Source organism: Endomicrobium proavitum (assembly GCF_001027545.1).
In the GTDB taxonomy this organism is placed as follows: Bacteria; Elusimicrobiota; Endomicrobiia; order Endomicrobiales; family Endomicrobiaceae; genus Endomicrobium; species Endomicrobium proavitum.
Genome location: NZ_CP009498.1, coordinates 609,000 through 632,511, shown reverse-complemented (window position 1 = coordinate 632,511; position 23,512 = coordinate 609,000). Strand labels below are relative to the sequence as shown.

Genomic DNA, 23,512 nt, shown 5'->3' with positions numbered 1-23,512 from the left:
CAAAATGCAGCTAAAACAAATTACCGTTGACGGAAAAACTTTTGAAGCGTTTGAAGGCGAGATTGCCCCCGGAACAAATTTAGTTTTTATAAAAGGCGCCAAAGGCTTTATTATGTGCGGATATCTAAACCTTGAAACCGCAGAAAAATTTAAAAACATTGCCGCCATAGCCACAGGCGTGAAAACAGTTGAAGATATGTTAAACGCAAAAATAGTAAAATCCACAACTTTCGCGCAAGAAGCAGGAATAAAAACCGGAATGCCGGTGAGGGAAGCGCTGAAGCTGATATAGTTGTGTAAGGAGTATAGAAATGGTTTTGGCAAATAAATTAAATATTACAAATCAAATAGAATTAAATAAGTTTGAGGAAAAAATCAGCAAACAAAAAGCTAAACAATTATTTGAAACAGGTAAGATTAATGATATAGAAGTTGGAACTTTCAACGGATTATCCCAAATTCACAAGTTTTTGTTTTCGGATATTTATGATTTCGCGGGTAAAATCCGCGATGTGAATATTTCCAAGGGGAATTTTCGTTTTGCTTCATTAACATATCTTAAGGCATCGCTTGAAAATATTGATAAAATGCCGCAAACTAATTTTGACGAAATTATTGAGAAGTATGTTGAAATAAATATTGCTCACCCGTTTAGAGAAGGCAACGGTCGCAGCGCGCGCATTTGGTTGGATTTAATTTTAAAAAGCGAAATAAAAAAAGTAATAGATTGGAATTTGGTAAATAAAGAAGAGTATTTATCGGCAATGGAAAGAAGTATAGTTAAAGATATTGAAATAAAACACATTTTAAAAAATGCATTAACCGATAAAATAAACGAAAGAGAAATTTTCATGAAAGGCATAGATATCAGTTATTATTACGAAGGCTACGCGGAATTTAAAATAGAAGAGTTATGAAATATGAAAAATAAAATCAAAACGCCTTACTACTTAATAGACGAGCGGAAGCTTCTTGAAAATATGAAGAAGGTTGCTTATGTTAAAAAACATTCCGGAGCTAAATCTGTTTTAGCTTTGAAATGTTTTTCTACTTGGTCTGTTTTTCCATTAATGTCTAAGTATATGGACGGCACTACAAGCAGTTCTTTGTATGAGGCAAAACTCGGCAAGGAAAAGTTTGGAGGGGAAACGCATGCGTTTAGCGTGGGTTATAGTAAGTCTGATATTAACGAGCTTAAGAAGTTTGCCGATAAAGTTATTTTTAACTCGGCATCGCAGCTTAAAAGATTTTATAACGATGTAAAACATTTAAAAGTCGGCGTGCGCGTTAATCCGGGAATAAGTTATTCTCATTTTGATTTGGCAGACCCTGCCAGAAAATATTCGCGTCTTGGAATAACGGATATAAAAGAGCTTGAATCTGTTTTAAATAAAATTGACGGCGTTATGTTTCATTACAATTGCGAGAACGAAGACTTTGCCTCTTTTTCAAAAATGCTTGATAAAATATCTGCAAAATATGAAAAAGTTTTAAATAAAGTTAATTGGATAAGTTTGGGCGGCGGGTTGTATTTTACAAAAAACGGATACCCGCTTGATAAGTTTTGTAAAAAGTTAAAAGAGTTTTCGCAAAAATATAACGTTCAGGTTTATCTTGAGCCGGGGGAATCTTCCATAACGCAAAGCGCGCAGCTTGTTACCACTGTTTTAGATGTTGTTAAAAATAAAAAAGAAACCGCAATTGTTGACGCGTCTATAGAACCTCATATGCTTGACCTTCTTATTTATAGAATCCCTGCAAAAATTGCAGAAAAATCCGGAAAGAATGAATACATAATTGCCGGACGCTCTTGCTTGGCGGGCGATATTTTCGGCTCGTATAAAATTTCCAAAAAATTAAAACCGGGTTCTGTTGTGCGTTTTGCGGACGCTGCCGGTTATACAATGGTAAAAAAGAATTGGTTTAACGGCGTGCAAATGCCGTCTATAGTTGTTAAAAGGCTCAACGGAAAAGTTGAGCTTATCCGCGAATTTTCATATAATGATTTTCTGACGAGTTTATCATAGCGGCAAGTAATAAATAAAAAATAAAAGGTAATAGATAATGTTGGCAGGTAAAATTTTTTACCTATTATTTATTACCTGTCTTCAAGGGAGATATTGGGGAAATGAAAAGAAACGTTCTACTTGTAGGGGCAGGCGGTGTGGCTCATGTTGCGGCGCATAAACTTGCGCAAAATAATGATTTGTTCGGCAATATTTATATAGCTTCGCGCTCGCTTGACGCTTGTAGCGATATTTTAGACAGTATAGAACGTAAAAACAATTACAAAGACCCTGCAAATAAAATAGCTGCAAAAAGAATTGACGCTTTAAATGTTCATGAAACTATAAAGCTTATAAAAGATTTGGGAATTTCCATAGTTATAAATCTTGCGTCGGCATTTTGTAATATGTCTATTTTGGAAGCGTGCATAGAAACCGGCGCGGCTTACATAGACACCGCAATTCACGAAGACCCCGACAAAGTTTGCGAAAATCCGCCATGGTATGAAAACTACGAATGGAAACGCAAAGACCGCTGCAAAGAAAAATCAGTAACCGCAATACTCGGCGCAGGTTTTGACCCCGGCGTTGTAAACGCATACGTTGCTTACGCAAAAAAACATTTCTTTGACACAATAGACACAATAGATATTATGGATGTAAACGCCGGCAGCCATGGCAAATATTTTGCGACAAACTTTGACCCTGAAATTAATTTTAGAGAGTTTAAAAAAGTTTGGACGTGGATAGACAGGCAGTGGGTGGAAAAAGCCGTTCACGCGGAAAAGCAAGTTTACGATTTTCCCGTTGTGGGAAAACAGCCCGTTTACTTAACCGGTCACGATGAGCTTCACTCGCTTTCAAAAAACATAGACGCAAACTCCATAAGGTTTTGGATGGGCTTTGGCGACCATTACATAAACGTTTTTAACGTTTTAAAAAACATCGGGTTGTTGTCTGAAAAACCAGTAAAAACTTCAGAAGGCTTGGAAGTTATTCCTCTGAAAGTTTTAAAAGCGTGCTTGCCGGATCCAAAAACTCTTGCGCCAAACTATACGGGCAATACCTGCATTGGCGATTTAATAGTAGGTACAAAAGACGGTCGCAAAAAAGAACTTTTCATTTACAACGTTTGCGACCACAAATCTTGCTATGAAGAAGTGGAAAGCCAAGCTATAAGCTACACCGCAGGCGTGCCCGCAGTTGCCGCCGCAATTCTTGTTGCAAGAGGCGACTGGGACACAAAAACCATGGTAAACGTTGAAGAGTTAGACCCGGATCCGTTTATAGATTTGCTAAACAATATTGGTCTTCCAACAGAAACAATAAAAAAGAGCTATTCCAAAAAAAGAGCCCCGAGAACTAAAAACAAGTAGTAAGGAGCAAGTAACTGATTCAATATGAAAAATTTAGATATAGTTGCGTTCATAAAAAACAATAAAAGTTATTTTGAGGATTATATTACAAGAAGCACGTATAATTCTAACGCTATAGAAGGCTCAACGCTTTCTTATGCCGATACTTATGCTATTGTTTTTAAAGATGATTCTTTTAAAGTTTCGGCAAAACCAAGAGAAATTTACGAAGCGATAAATCACAAATATGCTTTAAATTTTGTAATAGATAACTTACAAAACGAAGCAGATGAGCGTTTTATTATTGAGATTGCAAAAATTATAAATAAAAACATTAACGACATATCAGGTTTTAGAAATGTTGATGTTTTTATACGCGGCGCTGAACATATTCCGCCAAAGAAAGAAGTAGTTCAAAATAAAATGCTTTATTTTATAGACAATTATAATAACGCAAAGCATACGTCTATTTTTGAAAAAATTGCTTACAACCATATAGAGTTTGAAAAAATTCATCCGTTTGCCGATGGCAACGGAAGAACCGGCAGACTTATTATAAATTATGAGTTGTTAAAGCATAACATAGCGCCTTCCATTATTCCCGTGGAAGACAGAAGCAAATATTTTGAATTTTTAAAAACGTCAAACGTTGAAAATTTTTCTATTTATTTGGAAGATTTATCAAAACAAGAAGCGGAAAGACTTAAGAAGTTTTTATTATGAAAAAATAAAAGATGTGGAACCATTTTTCTTGCTTCTCATAAAAGGAAATGATTTTCTTAAATTAAGAATAGGAATTATAAATAAATAAGTCTCTGTAGCTTAATTCTCAACTGTTCATTCTCAATTATCAATTGTTTTACAACGGGTGCCCGCGCGTGGGAAATGCGCTGTATGCTTTTAGTAAAGAAGCAGGGCTGAGATTATACCGTTAAGCGGCAGTGCCGCAAAGAGGCGAATGCCTCTAACTTGATCCGGATAATGCCGGCGGAGGGAAAAATGAAAGAAGTAACGTCTGTAGTAAACGCCGTTAAAGATGCAAAGATTCAATGTCCGTTAGTTGGGTCGTGGACAAATTTTGTAACTATAAATTTAGTTGCAAACACGCAGCTGGCAGTTGGCGGGCGCGCCGCAATGTGTTTCTTACCTGATGAAGCAAAACCTCTCGCATTTGTATCAAAATCAACTTACATTAATGTAGGCACTTTGCAGCCTGTCGCTTTGCAAGCTTTAACCGAAGCGGCGAAAGCTGCCGTTGAACTTGGCAAGCCTTGGGTTTTAGACCCCGTGGCGGCAGGTTTGGGCGACACTCGCACCCAGCTTCTTAACGCTTTAAAACAATATAAACCTTCAGTAATAAGAGGCAACGCTTCGGAAATTATTGCTTTGGCAAACCTTTGGGGAATTCAAACCGAGAAAAAGGGGAAAGTTGAAGGCGTAGATTCAACCGACACGGTAGATGCCGCGCTGTCTTCAGCTTTAGAACTTGCCAAATGGACAGGCGGAGCTGTTGCAATTTCCGGAGAAACAGATATTGTGTTAGATATCAATAATACTTACCGCATAAGCGGCGGCTCGGCAATGCTTAAAAGTATTACAGGCGCGGGATGTTCTCTTGGAGGCGTAATTGCAGTTTACGCAGGAGTTGCCGACCCTCTTACTGCGGCTTTAACAGGTTCTGTTGTATATAAATATGCTTCAGAACGCGCCGCAAAAAAAGGCATGGGCACTTTTTCATTTCAAACGGCGTTTGTTGATAATTTAAGTTTGTTGAATGCCGACGAAGTTGAAAAGTATGCGAAAAGCCATATAAACAGCTAAATTGCCAACGTCTTTGTTTATTGAAGCTTTTGCTGGAATGACACGGCAACACATTGCGGGGATATCAAAAGGAAAAAAACATGAGTCATTTGAGAAAATCGTTTGATTTGTCGGTATATTTTGTTTTAGGGCCTGAAAATGTGGGCAGTTTGGGCTTTAGAGAAGTAGTTAAACAGTCCATTGCCGGCGGAATAACGTTTTTGCAGGTGCGCTCCAAAGTTGTTTCGGCTGCCGAGTTGGCAGATTTAGGGCGTATAGCGGCAGAAGAAATTAAACTTGCCGGAAAGGAAAACAAAATAGCCTTGGTAATTGATGACAGGGTTGATGTTGCTTACGATTTAAGACTTAATGGCGTTAAAATTGATGGTGTCCATTTGGGTCAAAGCGACGTTTCTGTTGAATCGGCGCGCAAAATCCTTGGTGAAGATGCTATTATAGGTCTTTCTGCCCGCTCTAAAGATTTGTTTGAATATATTAAAAATTTCAAATCCGGAACCGTTGATTATTTTGGCGCCGGTCCTTTGCATGCAACCGCCACAAAGCCGGATTGCGGTTTGGTTGATGGCGTTGTAGTTGAGCGCACCTTGTCCGAAATTAAGAAATTGAAAGAATTAAGTCCTTTGCCTGTTGTTGTTGGCGGGGGGGTAAAATTACAAGATTTGGCCGGTTTGAAAGAAACTAAAGTTGACGGCTTTTTTGTGGTGTCCGCAATTGCAGGCGCCGCCAGCCCTTTTGAGGCTGCAAAAAAATTAGCCGAATTTTGGGGAAAATAGAAAGGGGTCAATGACCTTAAGGTTAATAACCGCAAATCTGCAATAACTAAATAAATAAAAAAACAGCTCAGAATTTTTGGGCTGTTTTTTTATTTTCAAAAAATCAAAATTTGAAATTTAATTTTCCGGATAGTTTTGATACCTTGAAAATTAAATTTTAACATGCCAAAGAAAACCTTAAATTTAAAAATCCAAAAAATTTCTCAAAACTTTTTCGTAAAATTTTGCCTAAAAACTACCTAAAAATTTGTCCGATAAGATACATTATGTTAAGTTGAGCAGGGGTTTGGTAGGTTTGTTAACATTTGAGTTAATTGTTATGTTTATGTAAATAAATCGTTATAAATAAAATAAATTTACATTTATATTAGTTCATACTTTAACAGTTATAAAGTATCACTCACATGGTTAACGGCAATTTAGAATTGATAATTGAAAATTGAGAATTAAAGGATAAAATTATGCGGGAACTTATCTTGTTAATTTTGGCTATTGCTACCCTTGTTGCGTTGCTTAAAATTTAAATGTAAAAAATCCCCTGTTTTTATATTTCAAAAACAGAGGTTTTATTGCTTGCGTTTTAAGCGTTTTTGGGGTATTGGAGTACCTTGAAATTTTGGGTTTAGTAGCTTACTTTTGTTAGATACAGCCCATGCGGCGGCGCCGGTTTGGTTGATTTGCTGCAGTTTTTGGACAGGACTGTAGATTTGAATTCTGCCAGAGGCAGCTCTTTTTTGCCGATTTTTACAATTTCCCCTACCATTTTTCGAACCATTTTATACAGAAAATGGTCTGCCGTAACTGAAATTGTTATAAAATTGCCATTTTTAGATATGCTTACATGCTGCAAATCTACTATTTTGTAATCAAAAACGCTGTTGTAAGAGTCAAAGGCAGAGCAGTCTCTTTTGGCTTGCAAAAATTTGGCGGCAGTTTTCATTAGTTTAATGTCAAGCGGCTGCGCAACATGCCATGAACGATTTTCTTGCAGTGCAGACCTGATGGGCGAATTGTATATAATATAGGTGTAGGTTTTAGATTTTGCAGATTTTCTGGCATCAAAGCAATCGTTGACCGCCTTTACTATTTTAACGTTTATATCTGTTGGAAGCAAGGAATTGAGCCTTAATAATAATTTTTCAGGTAAAATTTCATCAGGCAGGCGGATGTTTGCACACTGACCGGTTGCGTGAACGCCTTTGTCCGTTCGGCCGGCACAGGTAATATTTACCGGAGTTTTAAAAATAGCAAAAAATGCTTTTTCAAGCTCGCCGCAGACAGTTCTTAAGCGGGGTTGTTTTCCCCAACCGTTGAAATTTGTACCGTTATACTCAATAATTAGTTGGAAATTAGGCATTATTTTGAAAAATACAGCACTATAAATATAACTGAAACGGTAAATAACGCAGCTATAACTATGGTGGAAATAATCTGAAGCTTTCTTAATTTTATTATTTCGGCTGCCAAAATTTCGTTTTCGGCTTTAAGGTCTGACAGGGCTCTTTTGTAATCTATAAGCTTTGTTATCTGCGGTCCTGCAACTTTTGCAACTTTGCTTATTACTTTAAAAACTCCGCTAATGGACATGTGTTATCTCCTTTTGAAATGAGAAACGGCATCGTTGGAAGCTTTTGCTGTATGCGGTAAACTACAGTTTTACTTTTAACGATGCCGTTTTTGTATGTAATTTTTTAAAATTTAGACAAGTCCGTTTTTCACAAGGGCTTCTGCAATTTGCACTGCGTTTAACGCGGCGCCTTTTAAAAGATTGTCTGAAACTACCCAAAAAGTTAAGGCTTTGTCATCTTTTATTGAAATATCTTTGCGGATTCTGCCTACGTAAGTAGTCTGCTTGTTTTCAGCATATAAAGGCGTTGGGTATTTTTTGTTTGCAATATCGTCTATAAGCTCTATGCCGTCGGCTTTTGAAAGCAGTTCTTTAGCTTTTTCGGGCGTTATAGGTTTTTCAGTTTCAATCCAAACGCTTTCGGAATGCGCGCGAAAAACAGGAACGCGAACGCAGGTTGCGCTAACCAAAATGTTGTCATCGCCCATAATTTTCTTTGTTTCGTTGGTCATTTTAAGTTCTTCTTTGGTGTAATCGTAATCTGCAAAAACGTCTATTTGCGGAATTAAATTGAAAGCTATTTGATATTGAAATTTGCTTGCCGCGGGAATTGGTTCCCCTTTTGCCCAGGCTTTAACCTGTGCGTCAAGTTCGTTTATTCCTTTCTGACCGGCTCCTGAAACCGCCTGATAAGTTGAAACTATAACTCTTTTAATTTTTGCTTCGTCATGAAGCGGTTTTAACGCAACAACCATTTGAATTGTAGAACAGTTAGGGTTTGCAATAATTTTTTTATCTTTTTTCAAATCGCCGGGATTTACTTCCGGAACGACAAGCGGAACGTCTTTATCCATTCTCCACGCGGAAGAGTTGTCTATAACAAAGCAGCCGTCTTTAGCAAACGACGGCGCAAACTCTTTTGAAACGTCTCCGCCGGCAGAGTATATGGCAATATCTACGCCTTTTCCGCCGTCGTGAGTAAGAAGTTCTACGGGGTATTCTTTACCGTTAAACAGTAATTTTTTGCCTACCGAACGTTCGGACGCTAAAAACTTTATGCTTTCAACCGGAAAATTTCTGCTTTCCAGCATTTTAATCATTTCGCGGCCAACTGCGCCCGTAGCGCCGACAACTGCAACTTTATACTTTTTCATTTTTACTTTTCCTTATATTATATTTTGTAAAACTTATATTTTCTTTTTCCAGCGTCTTAACATAGGAAAGAACTGTTGAAGCTGTTTTCTTGCTTCCTCTTCGGTTGTTTTTGCTTCTTTCAAAAAAAACGGCAAAGATTGTTCTATGAAAGCTTCCAGCGAAACATCTTCGGTAAATTTTCCTTTTTTAAAACAATAGTGACAGTATTCTTTGTTTTTAGCGCCGTCCGCATCCGTTCCGAAATCTTCACTGTCCATCGGCATTCCGCAGCTTTGGCAAATATGTTCCGACATATTAACTCCTTTTTTAAAGACAAAGCGAAAAGTTGTTTTTTTATAAGTAAGAAGCAACCAAATCGCCGACTTCGGTTGTTGAAAGACCCATTTTGCCGGCGGACATGCTTTTTATTTTTCCGCTTTCCAACGCTTTGATAACCGCGTTATCCACATCTTTTGCGGCTTTGGCTTCGCCGATATTTTCAAGCAGCAGCGCGCCCGCATTAATTGTAGCTATAGGGTTAATTATATTTTGACCTGTATATTTAGGAGCCGATCCGCCCATGGGTTCAAACATTGAAACGCCTTCGGGGTTAATATTTCCGCCGGATGCAACGCCCATGCCGCCTTGAATCATAGCTGCCAAATCCGTGATAATATCGCCGAAAAGATTGTCGGTAACTATTACGTCAAACCATTCCGGATTTTTTACAAGCCACATACAAACAGCGTCAACGTTTACATAATCGCCTTTAATTGTAGGATAATCTTTTGCTGCAACATTGAAAGTTCTCTGCCATAAATCTGAAGCGAAAGTTAAAACGTTTGTTTTTCCGCAAAGAGTAAGTTTATTATTTTTTGCTCTCTTTTTTGTAAGGTCAAACGCGTAGCGCACGCATCTTTCAACGCCAAAACGAGTGTTTATAGATTCCTGCGTTGCAACTTCCTGAAGCGTATCTTTTCTCAAAAACCCGCCGGCGCCAATGTAAATGCCTTCGGTGTTTTCGCGGACAATTACCATATCTATGTCTGCCGGTTTTTTATCTTTCAACGGAGTTTCAACGTTAGGATAAAGTTTTACCGGACGTAAATTTATATATTGATCAAGCTCAAAACGAAGTTTTAAAAGAATGCCTTTTTCTAAAATCCCCGGCTTCACATCGGGGTGACCTATTGCGCCCAAATACATAACGTCAAACTTTTTAAACTCTTCAATAACGCTTTCCGGCAAGACTTCTCCGGTTTTCATATATCTTTCGCCGCCCAAATCATAATTGGTGAAATTTAATTTAAAGTTATTTTTTTTCGCAGCAGCTTCAATAACTTTTACCCCTTCTCTAATAACTTCAGGACCGGTTCCGTCTCCGGGAAGTAAAGCTACATTATACGATTTTGACATTTTAACAACTCCTTATATTTTAATTCTTTTTTATCTTTATCCGTCATTTCCGACTAAAACTTTCGGCAATGACACCGCACTCTGCTATTTTTTAATGTATCCAAGCAACCCGCCGGCTTTAATTATTTTTTGCATAAATTCAGGAAAGGGCTGGGCTTGGTATGTTTCTTTTTTTGTTATATTTTTTATTATGCCTTTGTTAAGATTTATTTCAATTGCGTCGCCGTTTTTTATAGCTTTTACAGCTTCCGGAGATTCTAAAATAGGAAGACCTATATTTATTGCATTTCTAAAAAATATTCTCGCAAAAGAATTTGCAATAACCGCAGAAACGCCTGCCGCTTTAATTGCTATAGGCGCATGTTCGCGCGAAGAGCCGCAGCCAAAATTATTTTCGGCAACAATAACGTCGCCCTTTTTAACATTTTTAACAAAATTTTTATCTATGTCTTCCATACAATATTTAGCCAAAACCGCAGCATCGGAAGAATTTAAATATCTTGCCGGAATTATTTCATCCGTATTAACGTTAGACCCGTATTTGTGAACCTTACCTTTTAAAATTATGTCTGACATTTTTTTATGCTCCTAGTTTATGATGATAAGAGGACAAGATGTTTCAAGAGGTCAGGTGTGTTGTTGCTTAACATCCTGCCTTCTTGTCTTCTTGTCTTCTGTAATTTAAATTTCGTCCGGCGTTGCAATATATCCTTTAATTGCGCTTGCCGCCGCTACCGCGGGGTTTGATAAAATTACTTCGGATTGGACATGTCCCATTCTGCCTACAAAATTTCTGTTTGTAGTTGAAACGCAGCGTTCGCCTGCGGCAAGAATTCCCATATGTCCGCCAAGGCACGGTCCGCACGTAGGCGCAGAAACTACGCACCCTGCGTCCATGAAAATTTTAAATAAACCTTCTTTATCCGCCTGCGCCCAAACTTCAGGCGTTGCCGGAATTATTAATGTGCGAACGTTAGAATTTACTTTTTTGCCTTTTATAATTCCTGCGGCAACGCGCAAATCTTCAATGCGCCCGTTTGTGCAGGAACCTATAACAACCTGGTCTATGTAAGTTCTTTTAACGTCTTTTGCCGCCTTTGTGTTAGACGGCAAAAACGGCAAAGAAATTTGCGGATAAAGTTTTCCGCAGTCTATTTCTAAAGTTTTGTGATAGTGAGCGTCTTTGTCGCTTTTGTAAAATTTATATTTGCGAAGCGCTCTTTTTGCAACGTATTTTTCCGTTATTTCGTCGGGCGTAAAAATTCCGCTTTTTCCGCCGGCTTCTATTGCCATGTTGGAAATTGTAAATCTGTCCGCCATTGTAAGTTTTTTTACAAGCGGACCGTCAAATTCCATAGCGTTGTAAAGCGCGCCGTCAACGCCAATCAAACCGATAATGTAAAGAATAATATCTTTCCCGCTAACCCATTTGTTAAGCTTGCCGGTTAAAACAAATTTTATTGATTGAGGAACTTTAAACCAAACTTTCCCCGTAGCCATTGCCGCCGCAACGTCTGTGGAACCGACGCCCGTAGAGAACGCGCCAAGCGCGCCGTATGTGCAAGTGTGGCTGTCTGCGCCTATAACAACGTCGCCGGGAACTACTATACCTTTTTCAGGAAGCAGAGCGTGTTCAACGCCTACGTTTCCGCCTTCGTAGTAATGTTTTATTTTTTGTTCTTTTGCAAATTCGCGCACAAATTTTACGTGTTCGGCGCTTAAAATATCTTTATTGGGAGTGAAGTGATCCATTACCAAAGCGATTTTATTTTTGTCAAAAACTTTTTTTACTCCGGATTTTCTAAACTCTTTTATCGCAAGCGGCGCGGTAACGTCGTTAGAAAGAGCTATGTCAACTTTAGGCTCAATAAATTCCCCGGCCTCAACAACTTTTTTTCCTGCGTGAGCCGCAAGAATTTTTTCCGTAATCGTGCTTCCCATGAATGTGCTCCTTATAAAAGTTAAGAAGTTTGGCAGCTTAGAAGTTTGGAAACAACAAAAACATATGCTGCGCTTCCAAACTTCCAAGCTTCTCTAAGCTTTTTATTATTTCTTTTTATCAAACGCTTTTGCTTTATTTATTGCCTGCATATACGCTTTTGCGCTGGCTTCAACAATATCTGTTGAAGTGCCTTTGCCGGAAAAAATCATTCCTTTGTGTTTGGCTTTTAAGAAAACTTCGCCCAGCGCGTCCACGCCTGAAGATACGGCTTTCAAAGAAAAATCCGTAAGCTTTATATCCATTTTTGTTATTTTATCTATTGCTCTGTAAGTTGCGTCCACAGGGCCAACTCCGCAGGCGGCTTCCTGAAGGACTTTGTCCTTTTTATTGTTATCTGTTATGCGCACGGTTGCAGTAGGAATTGTTGCGGTTCCGCTTGTGGCGCTTTGATATACCAAAGAAAATATTTCTTTTTCGGAAGCGGCGTCTTCTTCTATTAAAGCTACTATGTCGTCGTCAAAAATAACTTTTTTCTTGTCCGCCAAAACTTTGAACTTTTCAAAAATTTGCTCCAAAGCTTTGCTTTCAAGTTTGTATCCCAGCGATTTGATTCTGTTAAATAGCGCGTGTCTGCCGGAATGTTTGCCTAAAACAAGCGAGCTTTCCGGAACGCCAACGTCCGCGGGGTTCATTATTTCATAAGTTTCTCTTGATTTTAAAACGCCGTCCTGATGAATGCCGGATTCGTGCGCAAAAGCGTTTGCGCCCACTACGGCTTTATTTACCTGCACGGCAACGCCCGTTAAAGAAGACACAAGTTTGCTGGTTTTATAAATTTCTTTTGTGTTAATATTGTGCCCCACATTATAATAATGCGGACGCACTTTAATAGCCATTGCAATTTCTTCAAGGCTTGCGTTTCCCGCTCTTTCGCCTATTCCGTTAATTGTGCATTCAACTTGTCTTGCGCCGTTTTCTATTGCAGAAAGAGAGTTTGCCACAGCCAAACCTAAATCGTTATGACAGTGAACGCTTATTATCGCCTTGTTAATGTTAGGAACGCGTTTTTTTATTTCCGCAATTTTTGCGCCGAACTCCGCAGGCATTGTGTAACCTACCGTATCGGGAATATTTACCGTTGACGCCCCTGCGTTAATAACGGCTTCAACGACTTTGCACAAAAAATCCATGTCGGAACGTCCTGCGTCTTCGGCGGAAAATTCTATGTCTTTGCACAAACTTTTTCCGTATTTAACGGCTTTTACGGCCATTTCCAAAATTTGAGCTCTTGTTTTTTGAAGTTTCTTCTCAATGTGCAAATCTGAAGTTGCCAAAAATATGTGGATTCTCGGTTTTTTTGCATATTTAACGGCGTCCCAAGCTGCTTTTATATCTTTCTCGGAAGCTCTTGCAAGCCCGGCAACCGACGATTTTTTTACAGCTTTCGCTATGGCTTTTACGGATTCAAAATCTCCGGGGCTTGAAATAGGAAAACCGGCTTCAATAACGTCAACGCCGAGCGTTTCCAGCTGTTTTGCAACAAGCAGCTTTTCTTGAAAATTCATACTTGCGCCGGGCGATTGTTCCCCGTCTCTTAAAGTTGTATCAAAAAATATTATCTTGTCTTGTTTCATAGTGTTTGTCTCCTTAAATACGGCAATTTTCAAATCTAAATTTTCAATTGTCGTTTCTAAGTCGCCAATTTCCGGGCATGCCTGCTTGCAGCGTTTTATATATTGAAGGTAAGAAAAATTTACTCATGTTTGCGTTTCCTTTTTCCGGTTTTTCTTTTAGCGTAATTTTTAACGCGGTTAAGATATTTCAAAGCGTAAATTACAACGCCGGACAAAACATACAGCGAGAACAAAATAAAAAATGTATTTTGCGGATAAACTATAACAATTACCAAAAGCACTATTATAATTACAAGAACCTGCAGCGCCTGCGGTTTTGAAAGTTTCATTTTCTTAAACGACGCAAACGGTATGTTTGAAACCATAAGAAGCGAGAGCACAACCATTACCACCGGCATTGCGTTAAAAAATGTGGGCATTGTGTTCATAAGCAGCGGTATAGATTTAAAAGTAAGCGACTGCCCGCCGGTATTTAAAAGTTCAAAACTTAAAACAAAAGATATTAAAAGCCCCGCTGATGCCGGAGTAGGAAGTCCGGAAAAAGACGAGTGCACTACGCCGTCTTGCGCTTTAACGTTAAATTTTGCAAGCCTCAACGCGCTGCACAAAACAAATAAAACGGCTATGGCAATGCCGATTTTACCCATATCTTTAAGCCCTAACATGTAAATCATAATTGCCGGCGCTAATCCGAAAGAAATCAAGTCGCTTAAAGAGTCAAGCTGCACGCCGAATTCGCTTGTGGTTTTTGTCATTCTTGCAACGCGGCCGTCAAGCATATCGCAAGCTATGGAACAAATTAAAAGCCATGCCGCCTGCGTGAAATGTCCCGATACCGACGATAACATTGACAAAAATCCAAAAGTCATATTTCCGCATGTAAATAAACTCGGCAGAATGTAAATGCCTTTTTTCAAACTGGTTGTTTTCATTTTATCCTCTGCGTAACGTTTACAATTTAATTTATAGAGCCCAAAACTGTTATGGCGGAAACTACTTTGTCGCCTTTTTTTACTTTTATCGTTATGTTTTTGGGCATATGCAAATCTACCTGCGAGCTGAATTTTATAACGCCTATTTTGTCGCCTGTTTTTAAAACGTCGCCGGCTTTTACCCAAGATACGCATCTTCTTGCCAAAATTCCGGCTATCTGTTTTACAAGATATGTTCCGTTTTTATTTTCTATGGTTATTACGTTTTGTTCGTTTACTATATGCGCTTCGGGCTCCATGGCTTTTAAAAATTTCCCCGGTTTATATTCTACTTTTGTAACTTTTCCGGCTATAGGGGAACGCTGCAAATGCACGTCAAAAACAGATAAAAAAACTCTTATAACTTTTTCATTTTCATTTTCGCTTACTTCTAAAACCGTGCCGTTGCACGGCGAGAGAATTAAATTTTCCCCTTCCGTTATTTTAATTTTAGGGTCTCTGAAAAAATACAGGCAAAACAACGCCGCTAAAAGTAAAATTGCGCCGATAACATAGAACACAAAACTTATTTGCGTTCCGGCATAAACTGACGCCGCTCCCGCAATAAACGGAATTAAAATAAACGGATAACCTTCTTTTACAATGGACATTATATCCCCTCTTTTAAACGTAATTTGTTATCTGTAGTTTTCTGAAAATTTTGAGACCAGCCGGTAACGCGGACTCAACGCTATAGATAAATCTCTGTAATTTTACAAAAAAAATGGTTTTTTTGTCAAAAATAATTGAAAATTGAAACAATTAACAGGTTAGCTGTTGTAGTGTTTTTCGGCAAGATAAGAGCTGCGCACATAACGTCCGCAGACAATTTTAGGAATGTTTATTTTTAACGCGTATTTTTCGATTTCTTCAAACTCTTTGGGCGAGTATTCTTTTACAACGGGAAGATGTTTTTTTGTAGGCGCAAGATATTGCCCTACGGTTAAAATATCTATTCCGGCGTTTTTCACGTCGTCAATTAAATTAAAAATTTGGCTTAAAGTTTCGCCAAGCCCTGTCATTATGCCCGTTTTTACTTTAAAACCTTTTCTCTTTGCGTATTTTAACACGTCAAGCGAGCGTTTGTAGTCGGCGCCTTTGCGCGCCATATTATAAAGCGGTGCGACAGTTTCCAAATTGTGAGAAAACACATCAGGTTTTGCCGCTAAAACTATATTTAACGAACTTTGCTCGCCTTTGAAATCCGGAACTAAAACTTCAATTTTTACGTTTGGAATTGAATTTTTTATTTCCGTAATTGTGCGCGCAAAATGCTCTGCGCCGCCGTCGGGCAAATCATCGCGCGTTACGGAAGTTATGACGCTGTAAGAAAGTCCTAAATCTTTTATTGCCCGCGCAACGCGTTTAGGTTCGTCTGCGTCTAACGGTTCTGGAGTAAATTTATCCACGCCGCAAAAAGCGCATGCGCGCGTGCAGTTTTTCCCAAGAATTAAAAATGTTGCGGTTTTATTTTTATAGCATTCGCCTATATTAGGACATTTTGCGCTTTGGCAAACGGTGTTTAATCCGTTATAGGCAAAATTCTTTTTAAGCGCGGCTATGTCGGCGATAATTATTTTTTTCTTTGCTGTTTTCATTTCACGTATTTGCTTTTCAACTGGTCTAATTTTTTTTGATCTTCTACAGTCCAAGCCGGAGCAAATACTTCCGCATCTGTGGACATAAATCCGTTGACGTCAACGCTAAATACGGCAAGATCCGGAGCTTGTACTTTTGCCCATCCGCCAAAAGAGTTTAACGGTATGTTGTAAGTTTGCGTTTCTCCCTGGTCAAGAGGTTCTTGTAAATCATAAGCAAAATAGTCGTCTATAAGAACGTTGCCGGATATGTGCGTAACAATTTTTCCGTGAAAAAAAAGTTTCGCTATTTCTTTGTCGCTATTGTTTTGTACTGTAATTTCAGCGGTGGATTCAGGGATTCTGTCTGTAAAATACTGCTTATAAAATCTTGTTTTTACAACTCTTATTTTGAAAAGTTCAATTTCCGCCGCGGCGCTGTCTGCCTTGATTTGTTCTAAAAGTTTTATTTCATCTAACGCGGCGATAGCTTTTTTCTTTTGATATTGCGTGTCGTAGTAATAGTTTTTGTAGTAATTATAATATGGATCGTAATTCCAATATCCGTGATAAGGTCTAAAGCCAAAATCATAATACACGCCAACTTTTACATTGCCGCGATGACGGTGATTATTGTTATGGCGCGCGCTTAAAACTTGCGATGAGCAGAGCGTCATAATTGCAAACAATATGAGAATAGTATTAATTTTTTTCATTTTTCCCTCCCATGTTATACCTATATAACTACGGAACTTTAACAAATATTGCATTTTAGAATGCGGTTAAGTGCAGTATTTTGCATTTCTGCGGGGGCATTGCCGCGACGAAGCGGAAACGCAAAAGACAAGCCGTTATCAATGTTTAAAGTGTCTCATGCCGGTTGCTACCATTGCTATGCCGTTGTTGTCTGCGGCGTTTATAGAATCTTGATCTTTAATAGAGCCGCCGGGCTGAATTATTGCCGTAACGCCTGCCTTTGCGGCTTCTTCAACAACGTCGGGAAACGGAAAGAATGCGTCTGAAGCAAGAACTAACGGAGTATCTTTTCCCGCCGTTTCAGCTGCAATTTCTCTCATCTTTTTAAGGGCTATTTGAAGAGAATCTATTCTGCTCATTTGTCCGGCGCCAATGCCTACGGTTTGTCTTCCTCTTACCAAAATAATTGCGTTTGATTTTACGTGTTTGCAAATTTTCCACGCAAAATCTAAAGCCTGCGTTTCAATTTGCGTCGGGCTGCGTTTTGTCATGCTTTCGGTTTTTGCAAAAAGCTCATTGTCTCTGTCTTGAACAAGCATTCCTGAAGTTAACATTCTGTATTCGGTTTCGGATTTTTCAACCGCATAAGGTATTGGCTGTTGCAACAGTCTGATATTTTTTTTCTTTGTTAAAATTTCAAACGCTTCTTTGGAATATTCGGAAGTTATAACGCACTCCGCAAAAAGTTTTGAAATTTCTTGCGCTGTGTCCGCGTCAACGGGTTTGTTAAACGCTATAATGCCGCCGAACGCGCTTACAGGGTCGCACTCAAGGGCTTTTAAATAAGCTTCTTTAACGTTTTCTCCCTCGGCGCAGCCGCAAGGATTGTTGTGTTTTATAATTGCGCAAGCGGGCGCGCCAAACTCGTGCACAAGTCTCCATGCCGCTTCCAAATCTAAATAGTTGTTATAAGAAAGCTCTTTCCCGTGAAGCTGTTTTGCCGATATTACAACAGACTTATTTGCTTGAGTTCCGTTACCGTAAAGAGCCGCCCCTTGATGCGGGTTTTCTCCGTATCTTAAACCGGAAAGTTTTTTAAGCGGTATAGAAGCCTGCGACGGAAATTTTTCATAAGTTAAATAATTAGATATTAAAGAATCATAATAAGCGGTATGGCGGAAAGCTTTTGCCGCAAGGGCAAGTTTAAACTCGCCGTCTGCGGATTTGGAATTTAATTTTTCAATTACATTGTCATAATCGGCTGCGTCGCAAATAACTAAAACGTCTTTATAATTTTTTGCAGCCGCTCTTAAAAGCGCAACGCCGCCGATGTCTATATTTTCAATTACTTCCTGATTTATTTTTTTATTTTCCGGTTTTGGTATTTTGTTGATGGTTTCTTCAAACGGATAAAGATTTACCGCAACAATATCTATTGCGTTTATATCGTGTTTTTTAAGCTGCGCGGCATGTTCAGATTTTTCTCTTATTGCAAGAATGCCGCCGTGAATTTTAGGATTTAGAGTTTTCACCCTTCCGTCAAGAATTTCAGGAAACCCGGTAACTTCGGATATTTCCCGGCATTCAATATTATTTTCTTTTAACGTTTTTGCGGTTCCGCCGCTTGAAATTATTTGCCACCCCAAAGTTTTTAATTCCTGCGCAAATTTTACAATTCCCGTTTTGTCTGAAACGCTAAGCAGTGCCGTAGGCATTTTGTTCTCCTATTCTATTATTATATTTTTGTATTCTCTTAACGCTTTGGCTATGTCTTGCGAAGTGAAACCTCTTCTTAAAAAAAATGACGCGGCGCGCCTGATTTCATTTTGATCTTTCGCGTCAAAATTTTTAAATCTGGTTTTCATTATTTTTATAATGCGTTCAAAAGGTTCTTCTTCTGTTTTTGTAAGTTCTAAGGCATTGCTTATTTGTTCTTTTGAAGCGCCTTTTTCCGCAAGAGCGGCTTTTATTGCGAATTCCCCTTTTCCTTTTGACAGAAGATATTTTGTATATTCTAAAGCGTATTTGTCGTCGTTGATGTAGCCTAATTCTTTAAGTCTTGCAACTGCAGCTTTTGCGTTTTCAAGTTCGTAACCTTTTTGTAAGAGTTTGTCGCAAAGCGTTTTAGAGCTGTAAGAGCTGCGCGAAATTAAGTTAAGCGCGTCGTAAGTTACGCGGTAAGCTTTATCTGCCGCTAAAACTTCTTTATAAGTTTCTTTAGATATTACAACTCCGTTATTAAGGCTAAACTTAACTATAATATCAGCAGATAAAATAACGTTTTCCCCGCTGTCAAAGGATAGTTTGAATATTTCTTTTCTTGTAGGAACTTTTTCAAGTTTTTCTATTTTCATAAGATAGTCTGTTTACATGATATTGTAGAGTATTATTTTAGCGCTATTTTTTTCCATTCATCTCTATATATGTTTCCGTCATTATCTACTGATTCCATAATTATCGTATATAAAAAATCTAAAAAACTGTCAATTTCATAATATGTTTTGCCGCTTAAATCCCAATCTCTAACTTTTCCATCTTCACAAGATAAACAATAGTAATATTCATCCACATCGTATATGATAACCCATTGATTATTGAGATTTTTTCTGGAATATTTTCTAATGCTTTTGGTTTGCTCAACTACAGGATATTCTGAACTTTTCCCTATACCTTCTATCCAACTTCCATTCACTCCTCCATGTCCGTATTTTGATAGAAACCATTTATACTGTTCAGGGAAAGATACTCCTAACTGTTGTTGAGCATCTTTTATTTTACTTTCACATACTCCGCCGGTAAAGAATGCTGCACTTTTATACTTTTCTACTAAATGCTCTATTTCTTCATAAGTATGCATTATTAGCTTAATCCTTTCCCTATTTCACGACCTATTTATTATTGCAAAGCGTTTTAGAATTGGTTATTCCTGCCAATTTTCTGCACTATCCATTATTGTTTCGTATAAGAAATCTACAAAATTTGGATACTCATAATAAGTTTTTTTTCTTAAATCCCAATCTCTAACTTTTCCATCTTCACAAGATAAGCAATAGTAATATTCATCACAATTTTCTATAACTATCCATTGTTTATTTAGATTATATTCTCTGCAATTTTGTGTATATTCAATAACGGGATAAGTATTATTTAAGGCTGCTCCTAATATTTCTATACCTAATACGCCTCCGTAACCATATTTTGCTAAAAACCATTTATATTGTTCAGGTAAAATAACGTTTAATTCTTTTTCTATATAAGCTATTTTTTTGCCATTTACTCCACCCGTAAAACTTTTAACTTTAGAATATTTTGAAATCAAATCTTCAAGTTTTTGAAAAGAATACATAAAATTTGTTATCCTTGCCGTATTTCATAACGTTCAAAAGTGTTGTTTACATTAAAAAGTATTATTAATAATTCGTAATCAACGCTAAAAAAACTTCTTTCCGGTCCTGTTGCGTAACTTATATAAGTTTTTTCTTCTTTATCAGGTTTACCAAGAAGCTGCTTTATTTCATCTCTTGTTTTTCCTTGCAAATTATTTTCAATCAAATCTTTCAACATATATTGTCTGTTTCTATCCCCTCTCAAATAATCAGACGCTATCCAAATAGATGAATCAAATTTTTGATAGTTAGAGCCTTTAGGTAAACCATTAAGCACGCTGTCAGGCAACGCAATGACAGTTGCAAATACTATGCAAAATACTAAAAACGACATAAAAATAACAACGATAAGATTTTTTAAAAGTTTATTTTTTTTAATTAGCAGCAATACCGTTACAATTAATAATAATATCAACAAGGCAATTAAAATAAATGTATAAAAAATAATATATATACTATTATTAATATAAATATTTATAAAAAAACTTAACAATAACGGCAAGGAAAGACACAAAGAAATAAGAGATGATATAATGGCTATTTTCTTCACTTTATTACCTTTCTTGGGGAAATAACTATCAGTTTGTCAATATCCTTGTCATTTAAATTTTTAATATTTAATTAGTAATTAATCAACTCGTAATCCCTTGTTCCAAGGCCTATTTTTTCGGCGTATTCTAATTGGGCGGTTGGATCTATTTCAGGGAAAATTTTCTTAAAGAAATTTTTTCCGTAAGCTTTATTTACTAAATCGTAGCTTGCCTGATCTACGGCTACGGGGTCTGCGCCGGCTACAATGCCCACGTCTTCCATTAACGGCGGATTTTTCACCGAGAAACAATCGCAGTTTTTGCTTATATGATTTAAAAAATTTATGTAAGAAGCTTTTTTATTTTTTAACACGCCTGCAGCGTATTCCACAATTTTTTCCTGAACAGCTTTTGGGCTTTCGTTCCAATTAAGTTCAAACACGCCGAACACGCACGACACAATACACTGACCGCAGCCTACGCATTTTTTTTTGTCCATAACTATTTTTTTGTTGACAAGTTTTAGCGCGCCCTGATAGCAATGTTTAACACAGTTTCCGCATGCCGTGCATTTTGAAACTTTTACCGCAGGCTTTGATGAATGATGCATGGCGTATTTTCCTTCTTTGCTGCCGCAGCCCATGCCAATATTTTTTAACGCTCCGCCAAAGCCGGATATTTCATGACCTTTAAAATGGTTCATAAAAATAAAACCGTCCGACTGCGCAATATCGCTGCCTATAGAAACTGTTTTAAAATGTTTTAAATTTACTTTAACGTATTCTTTTGTGTTTCCTCTTATACCGTCGGCAATTATAACAGGACAACCGCAGCTTTCTATTGTAAACCCATGCTTGTTTGCAAGCAACGCGTGATGATACGCGTCGGAACGTTTGCCTACATAAATTGTGCTGCAGTCGGTAAGAAACGGAAACGCCGTTTTTTCCCGAGCAATTTTAACAACCGGCGCAACGTATTGAGGTTTTATATACCCCTCATTACCGTCTTCCCCAAAATGAATTTTTATAGCAATAAAATTTCTCGCTTTTACATGTTCAAACGCTTTTGCTTTTTTTAAAAACTTATATAACTCATTACGCTTCTTCCAAGGTAAAAAGTAAACTTTTGAAGACATTGTATTTGCTCCTATTAAATTATTGTTATGCCGTTTTGTGTTGTGGCAATGACACAGATAATTATTTATAATATTTCCGAAGCTGTTTGAGCGTAATTTCAAAATCTTTCGGCAGCGGCGCTGTGAAAGTTTTTTGCTCTTTAGTGGCGGGCAGCGTTAGCGTTAACTCTGCCGCATGAAGCGTAAGCCTGTCTATAAGCGGTTTTTCTTTTTGACCGTCTTTTTCTTTGTAGTTTCGTTTAAATGCAGATAAAAGAATCGGGTCGTAAACGCCGTAATCGCTGTCTATAGCAAGCGGATGTCCGAGAGACCAAAAATGTATTCTTATCTGATGTCTGCGCCCTGTTTGCGGACGCGCTTCAACTAATGTGTAGCTTTTAAAACGCTCCAAAACTGTAAAATCCGTTATAGAATCTTTCCCTTCGTCGTCTATAGAAACATCTCTGTCGGAAACTAAAATAGGTTTATTTATAGCGCCTTCATCTTCTTCCAACACGCCGGAAAGCAATGCAATATATTTTTTCTTCACCTGCGATTTTTCAAACTGCATGCTTAAATTTCTATGAGCCTCCGCATTTTTAGCAAACACTAAAACTCCGGTGGTATCACGGTCAATGCGATGCACAACCCAAATTTTTTGATTAAGCTTCTTTTTAAGCAACCCCACCAACGTCCTATTCTCATGCGTATGCTGATCCGGAATAACCAACACTTTTGGAGGTTTGTTTATAACAAGTATGTTATCGTCTTGATAAATAATTTCTATTGGCGGTTTCATGGTTTTTTGCTCATTTCCTTGACTATAGATCTGAATAGACTTAAATTCTGTTGTTTGATGTGCCTTTGTGATAGCTTGACATTTTATAACCAATGCTCTATTTTTAAATTGGGAATTTTTAAGAAATGTTTTTTGTTGTTTGTAATAAGAGTTCCGTCGCAAGCAAGTGCGCAAGCTGCAATTAGCATGTCCATATTACCTATAGTATTGCCTGTTTTTTCAAGTGTGTAGCGAATTTTTGCGTATTCTTCTGCTGCCGTATCATTAAAATCTATTATCATCATACGGGAAAGGAATACTTCCACTTGTTTTGCAATTTTGGCAGAACCTTTATGCGCAACGCCATACATAAGTTCCGCAAGAGTTATAGATGTTATATAAAAATCATCGTTTTTATGTTCCCAAAACTTATCTATCACTGTTTTTGGATTTTCTCTTATAATGTAACTACAAATATCGGTATCAAGGATATACGTTTTTGACATTAGAATAGATTCCTTTTCTGTGGTTTTGAATCTTTTCTTGAAAGTTTAAAATCAGGGCAATGCACTGCAGAAAAGAAGTTTATAATTTCTTCTTTTGATTCCCACTTCTTATTTTTAGGCACAATTATTAATTTATTATTTTCTTTTGATATATAAACTTCATCAACGCTAAAACGAAACTTTTTAGGCAGTCTTATAGCCTGCGAGTTTCCGCTTGTAAAAACCTTTGCAATTGTTGCGCTCATAATGTCCTCCAATGTATTTATATGTATATATGAAAAGTATATACTAATAATGAGGGTATGT

The 23,512-nt window shown here is 37.7% G+C and carries 28 protein-coding genes; 7 read left to right on the top strand and 21 right to left on the bottom strand.

All coding sequences use genetic code 11. The features are described 5' to 3' along the window. The first annotated feature begins 4 nt into the window (after positions 1–4). From Epro_RS02655 to Epro_RS02625, 7 genes are all read left to right on the top strand, one after another. Positions 5–292 carry a YunC family protein gene (locus Epro_RS02655; RefSeq protein WP_052570327.1) on the top strand — a complete coding sequence of 96 codons (288 nt, stop codon included), beginning with the start codon at positions 5–7 and terminating at the stop codon, positions 290–292. Positions 293–311: 19 nt separating this feature from the next. Beyond that, positions 312–917: a protein adenylyltransferase Fic gene (gene fic / locus Epro_RS02650; RefSeq protein WP_052570325.1), complete on the top strand. Its 606-nt coding sequence runs from the start codon at positions 312–314 to the stop codon at positions 915–917. A 3-nt stretch (positions 918–920) separates the two neighbouring features. Then, positions 921–2,027 carry a carboxynorspermidine decarboxylase gene (gene nspC, locus Epro_RS02645; RefSeq protein ID WP_052570323.1) on the top strand — a complete coding sequence of 369 codons (1,107 nt, stop codon included), beginning with the start codon at positions 921–923 and terminating at the stop codon, positions 2,025–2,027. 101 nt (positions 2,028–2,128) lie between these two features. Beyond that, the gene (locus Epro_RS02640) at positions 2,129–3,382 is read left to right on the top strand and encodes a saccharopine dehydrogenase family protein (RefSeq protein WP_052570321.1); all 1,254 of its coding nucleotides are present in this window, start codon (positions 2,129–2,131) and stop codon (positions 3,380–3,382) included. 24 nt (positions 3,383–3,406) lie between these two features. Then, complete coding sequence (locus Epro_RS02635) at positions 3,407–4,084, top strand: Fic family protein (RefSeq protein ID WP_052570319.1); 678 nt, start codon at positions 3,407–3,409, stop codon at positions 4,082–4,084. Between the two features lie 276 nt (positions 4,085–4,360). Beyond that, positions 4,361–5,182 carry a hydroxyethylthiazole kinase gene (gene thiM, locus Epro_RS02630; RefSeq protein ID WP_202812883.1) on the top strand — a complete coding sequence of 274 codons (822 nt, stop codon included), beginning with the start codon at positions 4,361–4,363 and terminating at the stop codon, positions 5,180–5,182. Between the two features lie 80 nt (positions 5,183–5,262). After that, positions 5,263–5,955, top strand: a complete 693-nt coding sequence (locus tag Epro_RS02625) for a thiamine phosphate synthase (RefSeq protein WP_052570315.1) — start codon at positions 5,263–5,265, stop codon at positions 5,953–5,955. A gap of 622 nt (positions 5,956–6,577) precedes the next feature. Here the strand turns inward: Epro_RS02625 and truA are convergent. The 21 genes from truA to Epro_RS02520 all read right to left on the bottom strand — a co-directional run bounded on the left by truA (position 6,578) and on the right by Epro_RS02520 (position 23,451). After that, a complete protein-coding gene (gene truA / locus Epro_RS02620) occupies positions 6,578–7,312 on the bottom strand; it encodes a tRNA pseudouridine(38-40) synthase TruA (protein WP_052570314.1) in 735 nt (244 codons plus the stop codon). Then, positions 7,312–7,542, bottom strand: a complete 231-nt coding sequence (locus Epro_RS02615; protein ID WP_052570312.1) for a hypothetical protein — start codon at positions 7,540–7,542, stop codon at positions 7,312–7,314. Before Epro_RS02615 ends, truA begins: the two co-directional genes overlap by 1 nt. A gap of 111 nt (positions 7,543–7,653) precedes the next feature. Continuing rightward, positions 7,654–8,676: an aspartate-semialdehyde dehydrogenase gene (locus tag Epro_RS02610; protein ID WP_052570309.1), complete on the bottom strand. Its 1,023-nt coding sequence runs from the start codon at positions 8,674–8,676 to the stop codon at positions 7,654–7,656. A gap of 33 nt (positions 8,677–8,709) precedes the next feature. After that, complete coding sequence (locus tag Epro_RS02605) at positions 8,710–8,970, bottom strand: zinc ribbon domain-containing protein (protein WP_052571568.1); 261 nt, start codon at positions 8,968–8,970, stop codon at positions 8,710–8,712. A 40-nt stretch (positions 8,971–9,010) separates the two neighbouring features. Further along, positions 9,011–10,072, bottom strand: coding sequence for a 3-isopropylmalate dehydrogenase (locus Epro_RS02600; RefSeq protein WP_052570307.1), 1,062 nt, complete (start codon positions 10,070–10,072; stop codon positions 9,011–9,013). 84 nt (positions 10,073–10,156) lie between these two features. Continuing rightward, positions 10,157–10,639 carry a 3-isopropylmalate dehydratase small subunit gene (leuD, locus tag Epro_RS02595; RefSeq protein WP_169745516.1) on the bottom strand — a complete coding sequence of 161 codons (483 nt, stop codon included), beginning with the start codon at positions 10,637–10,639 and terminating at the stop codon, positions 10,157–10,159. A 114-nt stretch (positions 10,640–10,753) separates the two neighbouring features. Then, on the bottom strand, positions 10,754–12,013 hold the full coding sequence (gene leuC, locus Epro_RS02590; RefSeq protein WP_052570303.1) for a 3-isopropylmalate dehydratase large subunit: 1,260 nt from the start codon (positions 12,011–12,013) through the stop codon (positions 10,754–10,756). A gap of 105 nt (positions 12,014–12,118) precedes the next feature. Next, complete coding sequence (locus Epro_RS02585) at positions 12,119–13,648, bottom strand: 2-isopropylmalate synthase (RefSeq protein ID WP_052570302.1); 1,530 nt, start codon at positions 13,646–13,648, stop codon at positions 12,119–12,121. Between the two features lie 119 nt (positions 13,649–13,767). Next, positions 13,768–14,580 (bottom strand): CDP-diacylglycerol--serine O-phosphatidyltransferase, encoded by an 813-nt coding sequence (gene pssA / locus Epro_RS02580; protein WP_052570300.1) that lies wholly within the window; start codon positions 14,578–14,580, stop codon positions 13,768–13,770. Positions 14,581–14,606: 26 nt separating this feature from the next. Further along, positions 14,607–15,230: a phosphatidylserine decarboxylase gene (locus Epro_RS02575; protein WP_052570299.1), complete on the bottom strand. Its 624-nt coding sequence runs from the start codon at positions 15,228–15,230 to the stop codon at positions 14,607–14,609. Between the two features lie 159 nt (positions 15,231–15,389). Beyond that, complete coding sequence (lipA, locus tag Epro_RS02570) at positions 15,390–16,217, bottom strand: lipoyl synthase (RefSeq protein WP_052570297.1); 828 nt, start codon at positions 16,215–16,217, stop codon at positions 15,390–15,392. Further along, the gene (locus Epro_RS02565; RefSeq protein ID WP_052570296.1) at positions 16,214–16,912 is read right to left on the bottom strand and encodes a hypothetical protein; all 699 of its coding nucleotides are present in this window, start codon (positions 16,910–16,912) and stop codon (positions 16,214–16,216) included. Before Epro_RS02565 ends, lipA begins: the two co-directional genes overlap by 4 nt. A gap of 138 nt (positions 16,913–17,050) precedes the next feature. Continuing rightward, complete coding sequence (gene purH / locus Epro_RS02560) at positions 17,051–18,607, bottom strand: bifunctional phosphoribosylaminoimidazolecarboxamide formyltransferase/IMP cyclohydrolase (RefSeq protein WP_052570294.1); 1,557 nt, start codon at positions 18,605–18,607, stop codon at positions 17,051–17,053. Positions 18,608–18,616: 9 nt separating this feature from the next. Next, positions 18,617–19,246: a regulatory protein RecX gene (locus Epro_RS02555; protein WP_052570293.1), complete on the bottom strand. Its 630-nt coding sequence runs from the start codon at positions 19,244–19,246 to the stop codon at positions 18,617–18,619. Positions 19,247–19,278: 32 nt separating this feature from the next. Continuing rightward, positions 19,279–19,749, bottom strand: coding sequence for an SMI1/KNR4 family protein (locus Epro_RS02550; protein WP_052570292.1), 471 nt, complete (start codon positions 19,747–19,749; stop codon positions 19,279–19,281). 63 nt (positions 19,750–19,812) lie between these two features. Further along, positions 19,813–20,238 carry an SMI1/KNR4 family protein gene (locus Epro_RS02545; RefSeq protein ID WP_052570290.1) on the bottom strand — a complete coding sequence of 142 codons (426 nt, stop codon included), beginning with the start codon at positions 20,236–20,238 and terminating at the stop codon, positions 19,813–19,815. 8 nt (positions 20,239–20,246) lie between these two features. Then, on the bottom strand, positions 20,247–20,828 hold the full coding sequence (locus Epro_RS02540) for a PIN domain-containing protein (RefSeq protein WP_052570289.1): 582 nt from the start codon (positions 20,826–20,828) through the stop codon (positions 20,247–20,249). Between the two features lie 71 nt (positions 20,829–20,899). Continuing rightward, complete coding sequence (locus tag Epro_RS02535) at positions 20,900–21,943, bottom strand: DUF362 domain-containing protein (RefSeq protein ID WP_052570287.1); 1,044 nt, start codon at positions 21,941–21,943, stop codon at positions 20,900–20,902. Positions 21,944–22,004: 61 nt separating this feature from the next. Then, a complete protein-coding gene (locus tag Epro_RS02530) occupies positions 22,005–22,814 on the bottom strand; it encodes an RluA family pseudouridine synthase (RefSeq protein ID WP_158408990.1) in 810 nt (269 codons plus the stop codon). Beyond that, entirely contained in the window at positions 22,805–23,206 is a 402-nt protein-coding gene (gene vapC / locus Epro_RS02525) for a type II toxin-antitoxin system tRNA(fMet)-specific endonuclease VapC (RefSeq protein ID WP_052570284.1), read from the bottom strand. Before vapC ends, Epro_RS02530 begins: the two co-directional genes overlap by 10 nt. After that, positions 23,206–23,451, bottom strand: a complete 246-nt coding sequence (locus Epro_RS02520) for an antitoxin (protein WP_052570282.1) — start codon at positions 23,449–23,451, stop codon at positions 23,206–23,208. Before Epro_RS02520 ends, vapC begins: the two co-directional genes overlap by 1 nt. Positions 23,452–23,512: the final 61 nt, after the last annotated feature.

Excerpts from the sequence above, each read along its gene's own strand:
- Epro_RS02655 (WP_052570327.1), top strand. The coding sequence starts at position 5 with ATGCAGCTAAAACAAATTACCGTTGACGGAAAAACTTTTGAAGCGTTT.
- fic (WP_052570325.1), top strand. The coding sequence starts at position 312 with ATGGTTTTGGCAAATAAATTAAATATTACAAATCAAATAGAATTAAAT.
- nspC (WP_052570323.1), top strand. The coding sequence starts at position 921 with ATGAAAAATAAAATCAAAACGCCTTACTACTTAATAGACGAGCGGAAG.
- Epro_RS02640 (WP_052570321.1), top strand. The coding sequence starts at position 2,129 with ATGAAAAGAAACGTTCTACTTGTAGGGGCAGGCGGTGTGGCTCATGTT.
- Epro_RS02635 (WP_052570319.1), top strand. The coding sequence starts at position 3,407 with ATGAAAAATTTAGATATAGTTGCGTTCATAAAAAACAATAAAAGTTAT.
- thiM (WP_202812883.1), top strand. The coding sequence starts at position 4,361 with ATGAAAGAAGTAACGTCTGTAGTAAACGCCGTTAAAGATGCAAAGATT.
- Epro_RS02625 (WP_052570315.1), top strand. The coding sequence starts at position 5,263 with ATGAGTCATTTGAGAAAATCGTTTGATTTGTCGGTATATTTTGTTTTA.
- truA (WP_052570314.1), bottom strand. The coding sequence starts at position 7,312 with ATGCCTAATTTCCAACTAATTATTGAGTATAACGGTACAAATTTCAAC.
- Epro_RS02615 (WP_052570312.1), bottom strand. The coding sequence starts at position 7,542 with ATGTCCATTAGCGGAGTTTTTAAAGTAATAAGCAAAGTTGCAAAAGTT.
- Epro_RS02610 (WP_052570309.1), bottom strand. The coding sequence starts at position 8,676 with ATGAAAAAGTATAAAGTTGCAGTTGTCGGCGCTACGGGCGCAGTTGGC.
- Epro_RS02605 (WP_052571568.1), bottom strand. The coding sequence starts at position 8,970 with ATGTCGGAACATATTTGCCAAAGCTGCGGAATGCCGATGGACAGTGAA.
- Epro_RS02600 (WP_052570307.1), bottom strand. The coding sequence starts at position 10,072 with ATGTCAAAATCGTATAATGTAGCTTTACTTCCCGGAGACGGAACCGGT.
- leuC (WP_052570303.1), bottom strand. The coding sequence starts at position 12,013 with ATGGGAAGCACGATTACGGAAAAAATTCTTGCGGCTCACGCAGGAAAA.
- Epro_RS02585 (WP_052570302.1), bottom strand. The coding sequence starts at position 13,648 with ATGAAACAAGACAAGATAATATTTTTTGATACAACTTTAAGAGACGGG.
- pssA (WP_052570300.1), bottom strand. The coding sequence starts at position 14,580 with ATGAAAACAACCAGTTTGAAAAAAGGCATTTACATTCTGCCGAGTTTA.
- Epro_RS02575 (WP_052570299.1), bottom strand. The coding sequence starts at position 15,230 with ATGTCCATTGTAAAAGAAGGTTATCCGTTTATTTTAATTCCGTTTATT.
- lipA (WP_052570297.1), bottom strand. The coding sequence starts at position 16,217 with ATGAAAACAGCAAAGAAAAAAATAATTATCGCCGACATAGCCGCGCTT.
- Epro_RS02565 (WP_052570296.1), bottom strand. The coding sequence starts at position 16,912 with ATGAAAAAAATTAATACTATTCTCATATTGTTTGCAATTATGACGCTC.
- purH (WP_052570294.1), bottom strand. The coding sequence starts at position 18,607 with ATGCCTACGGCACTGCTTAGCGTTTCAGACAAAACGGGAATTGTAAAA.
- Epro_RS02555 (WP_052570293.1), bottom strand. The coding sequence starts at position 19,246 with ATGAAAATAGAAAAACTTGAAAAAGTTCCTACAAGAAAAGAAATATTC.
- Epro_RS02550 (WP_052570292.1), bottom strand. The coding sequence starts at position 19,749 with ATGCATACTTATGAAGAAATAGAGCATTTAGTAGAAAAGTATAAAAGT.
- Epro_RS02545 (WP_052570290.1), bottom strand. The coding sequence starts at position 20,238 with ATGTATTCTTTTCAAAAACTTGAAGATTTGATTTCAAAATATTCTAAA.
- Epro_RS02535 (WP_052570287.1), bottom strand. The coding sequence starts at position 21,943 with ATGTCTTCAAAAGTTTACTTTTTACCTTGGAAGAAGCGTAATGAGTTA.
- vapC (WP_052570284.1), bottom strand. The coding sequence starts at position 23,206 with ATGTCAAAAACGTATATCCTTGATACCGATATTTGTAGTTACATTATA.
- Epro_RS02520 (WP_052570282.1), bottom strand. The coding sequence starts at position 23,451 with ATGAGCGCAACAATTGCAAAGGTTTTTACAAGCGGAAACTCGCAGGCT.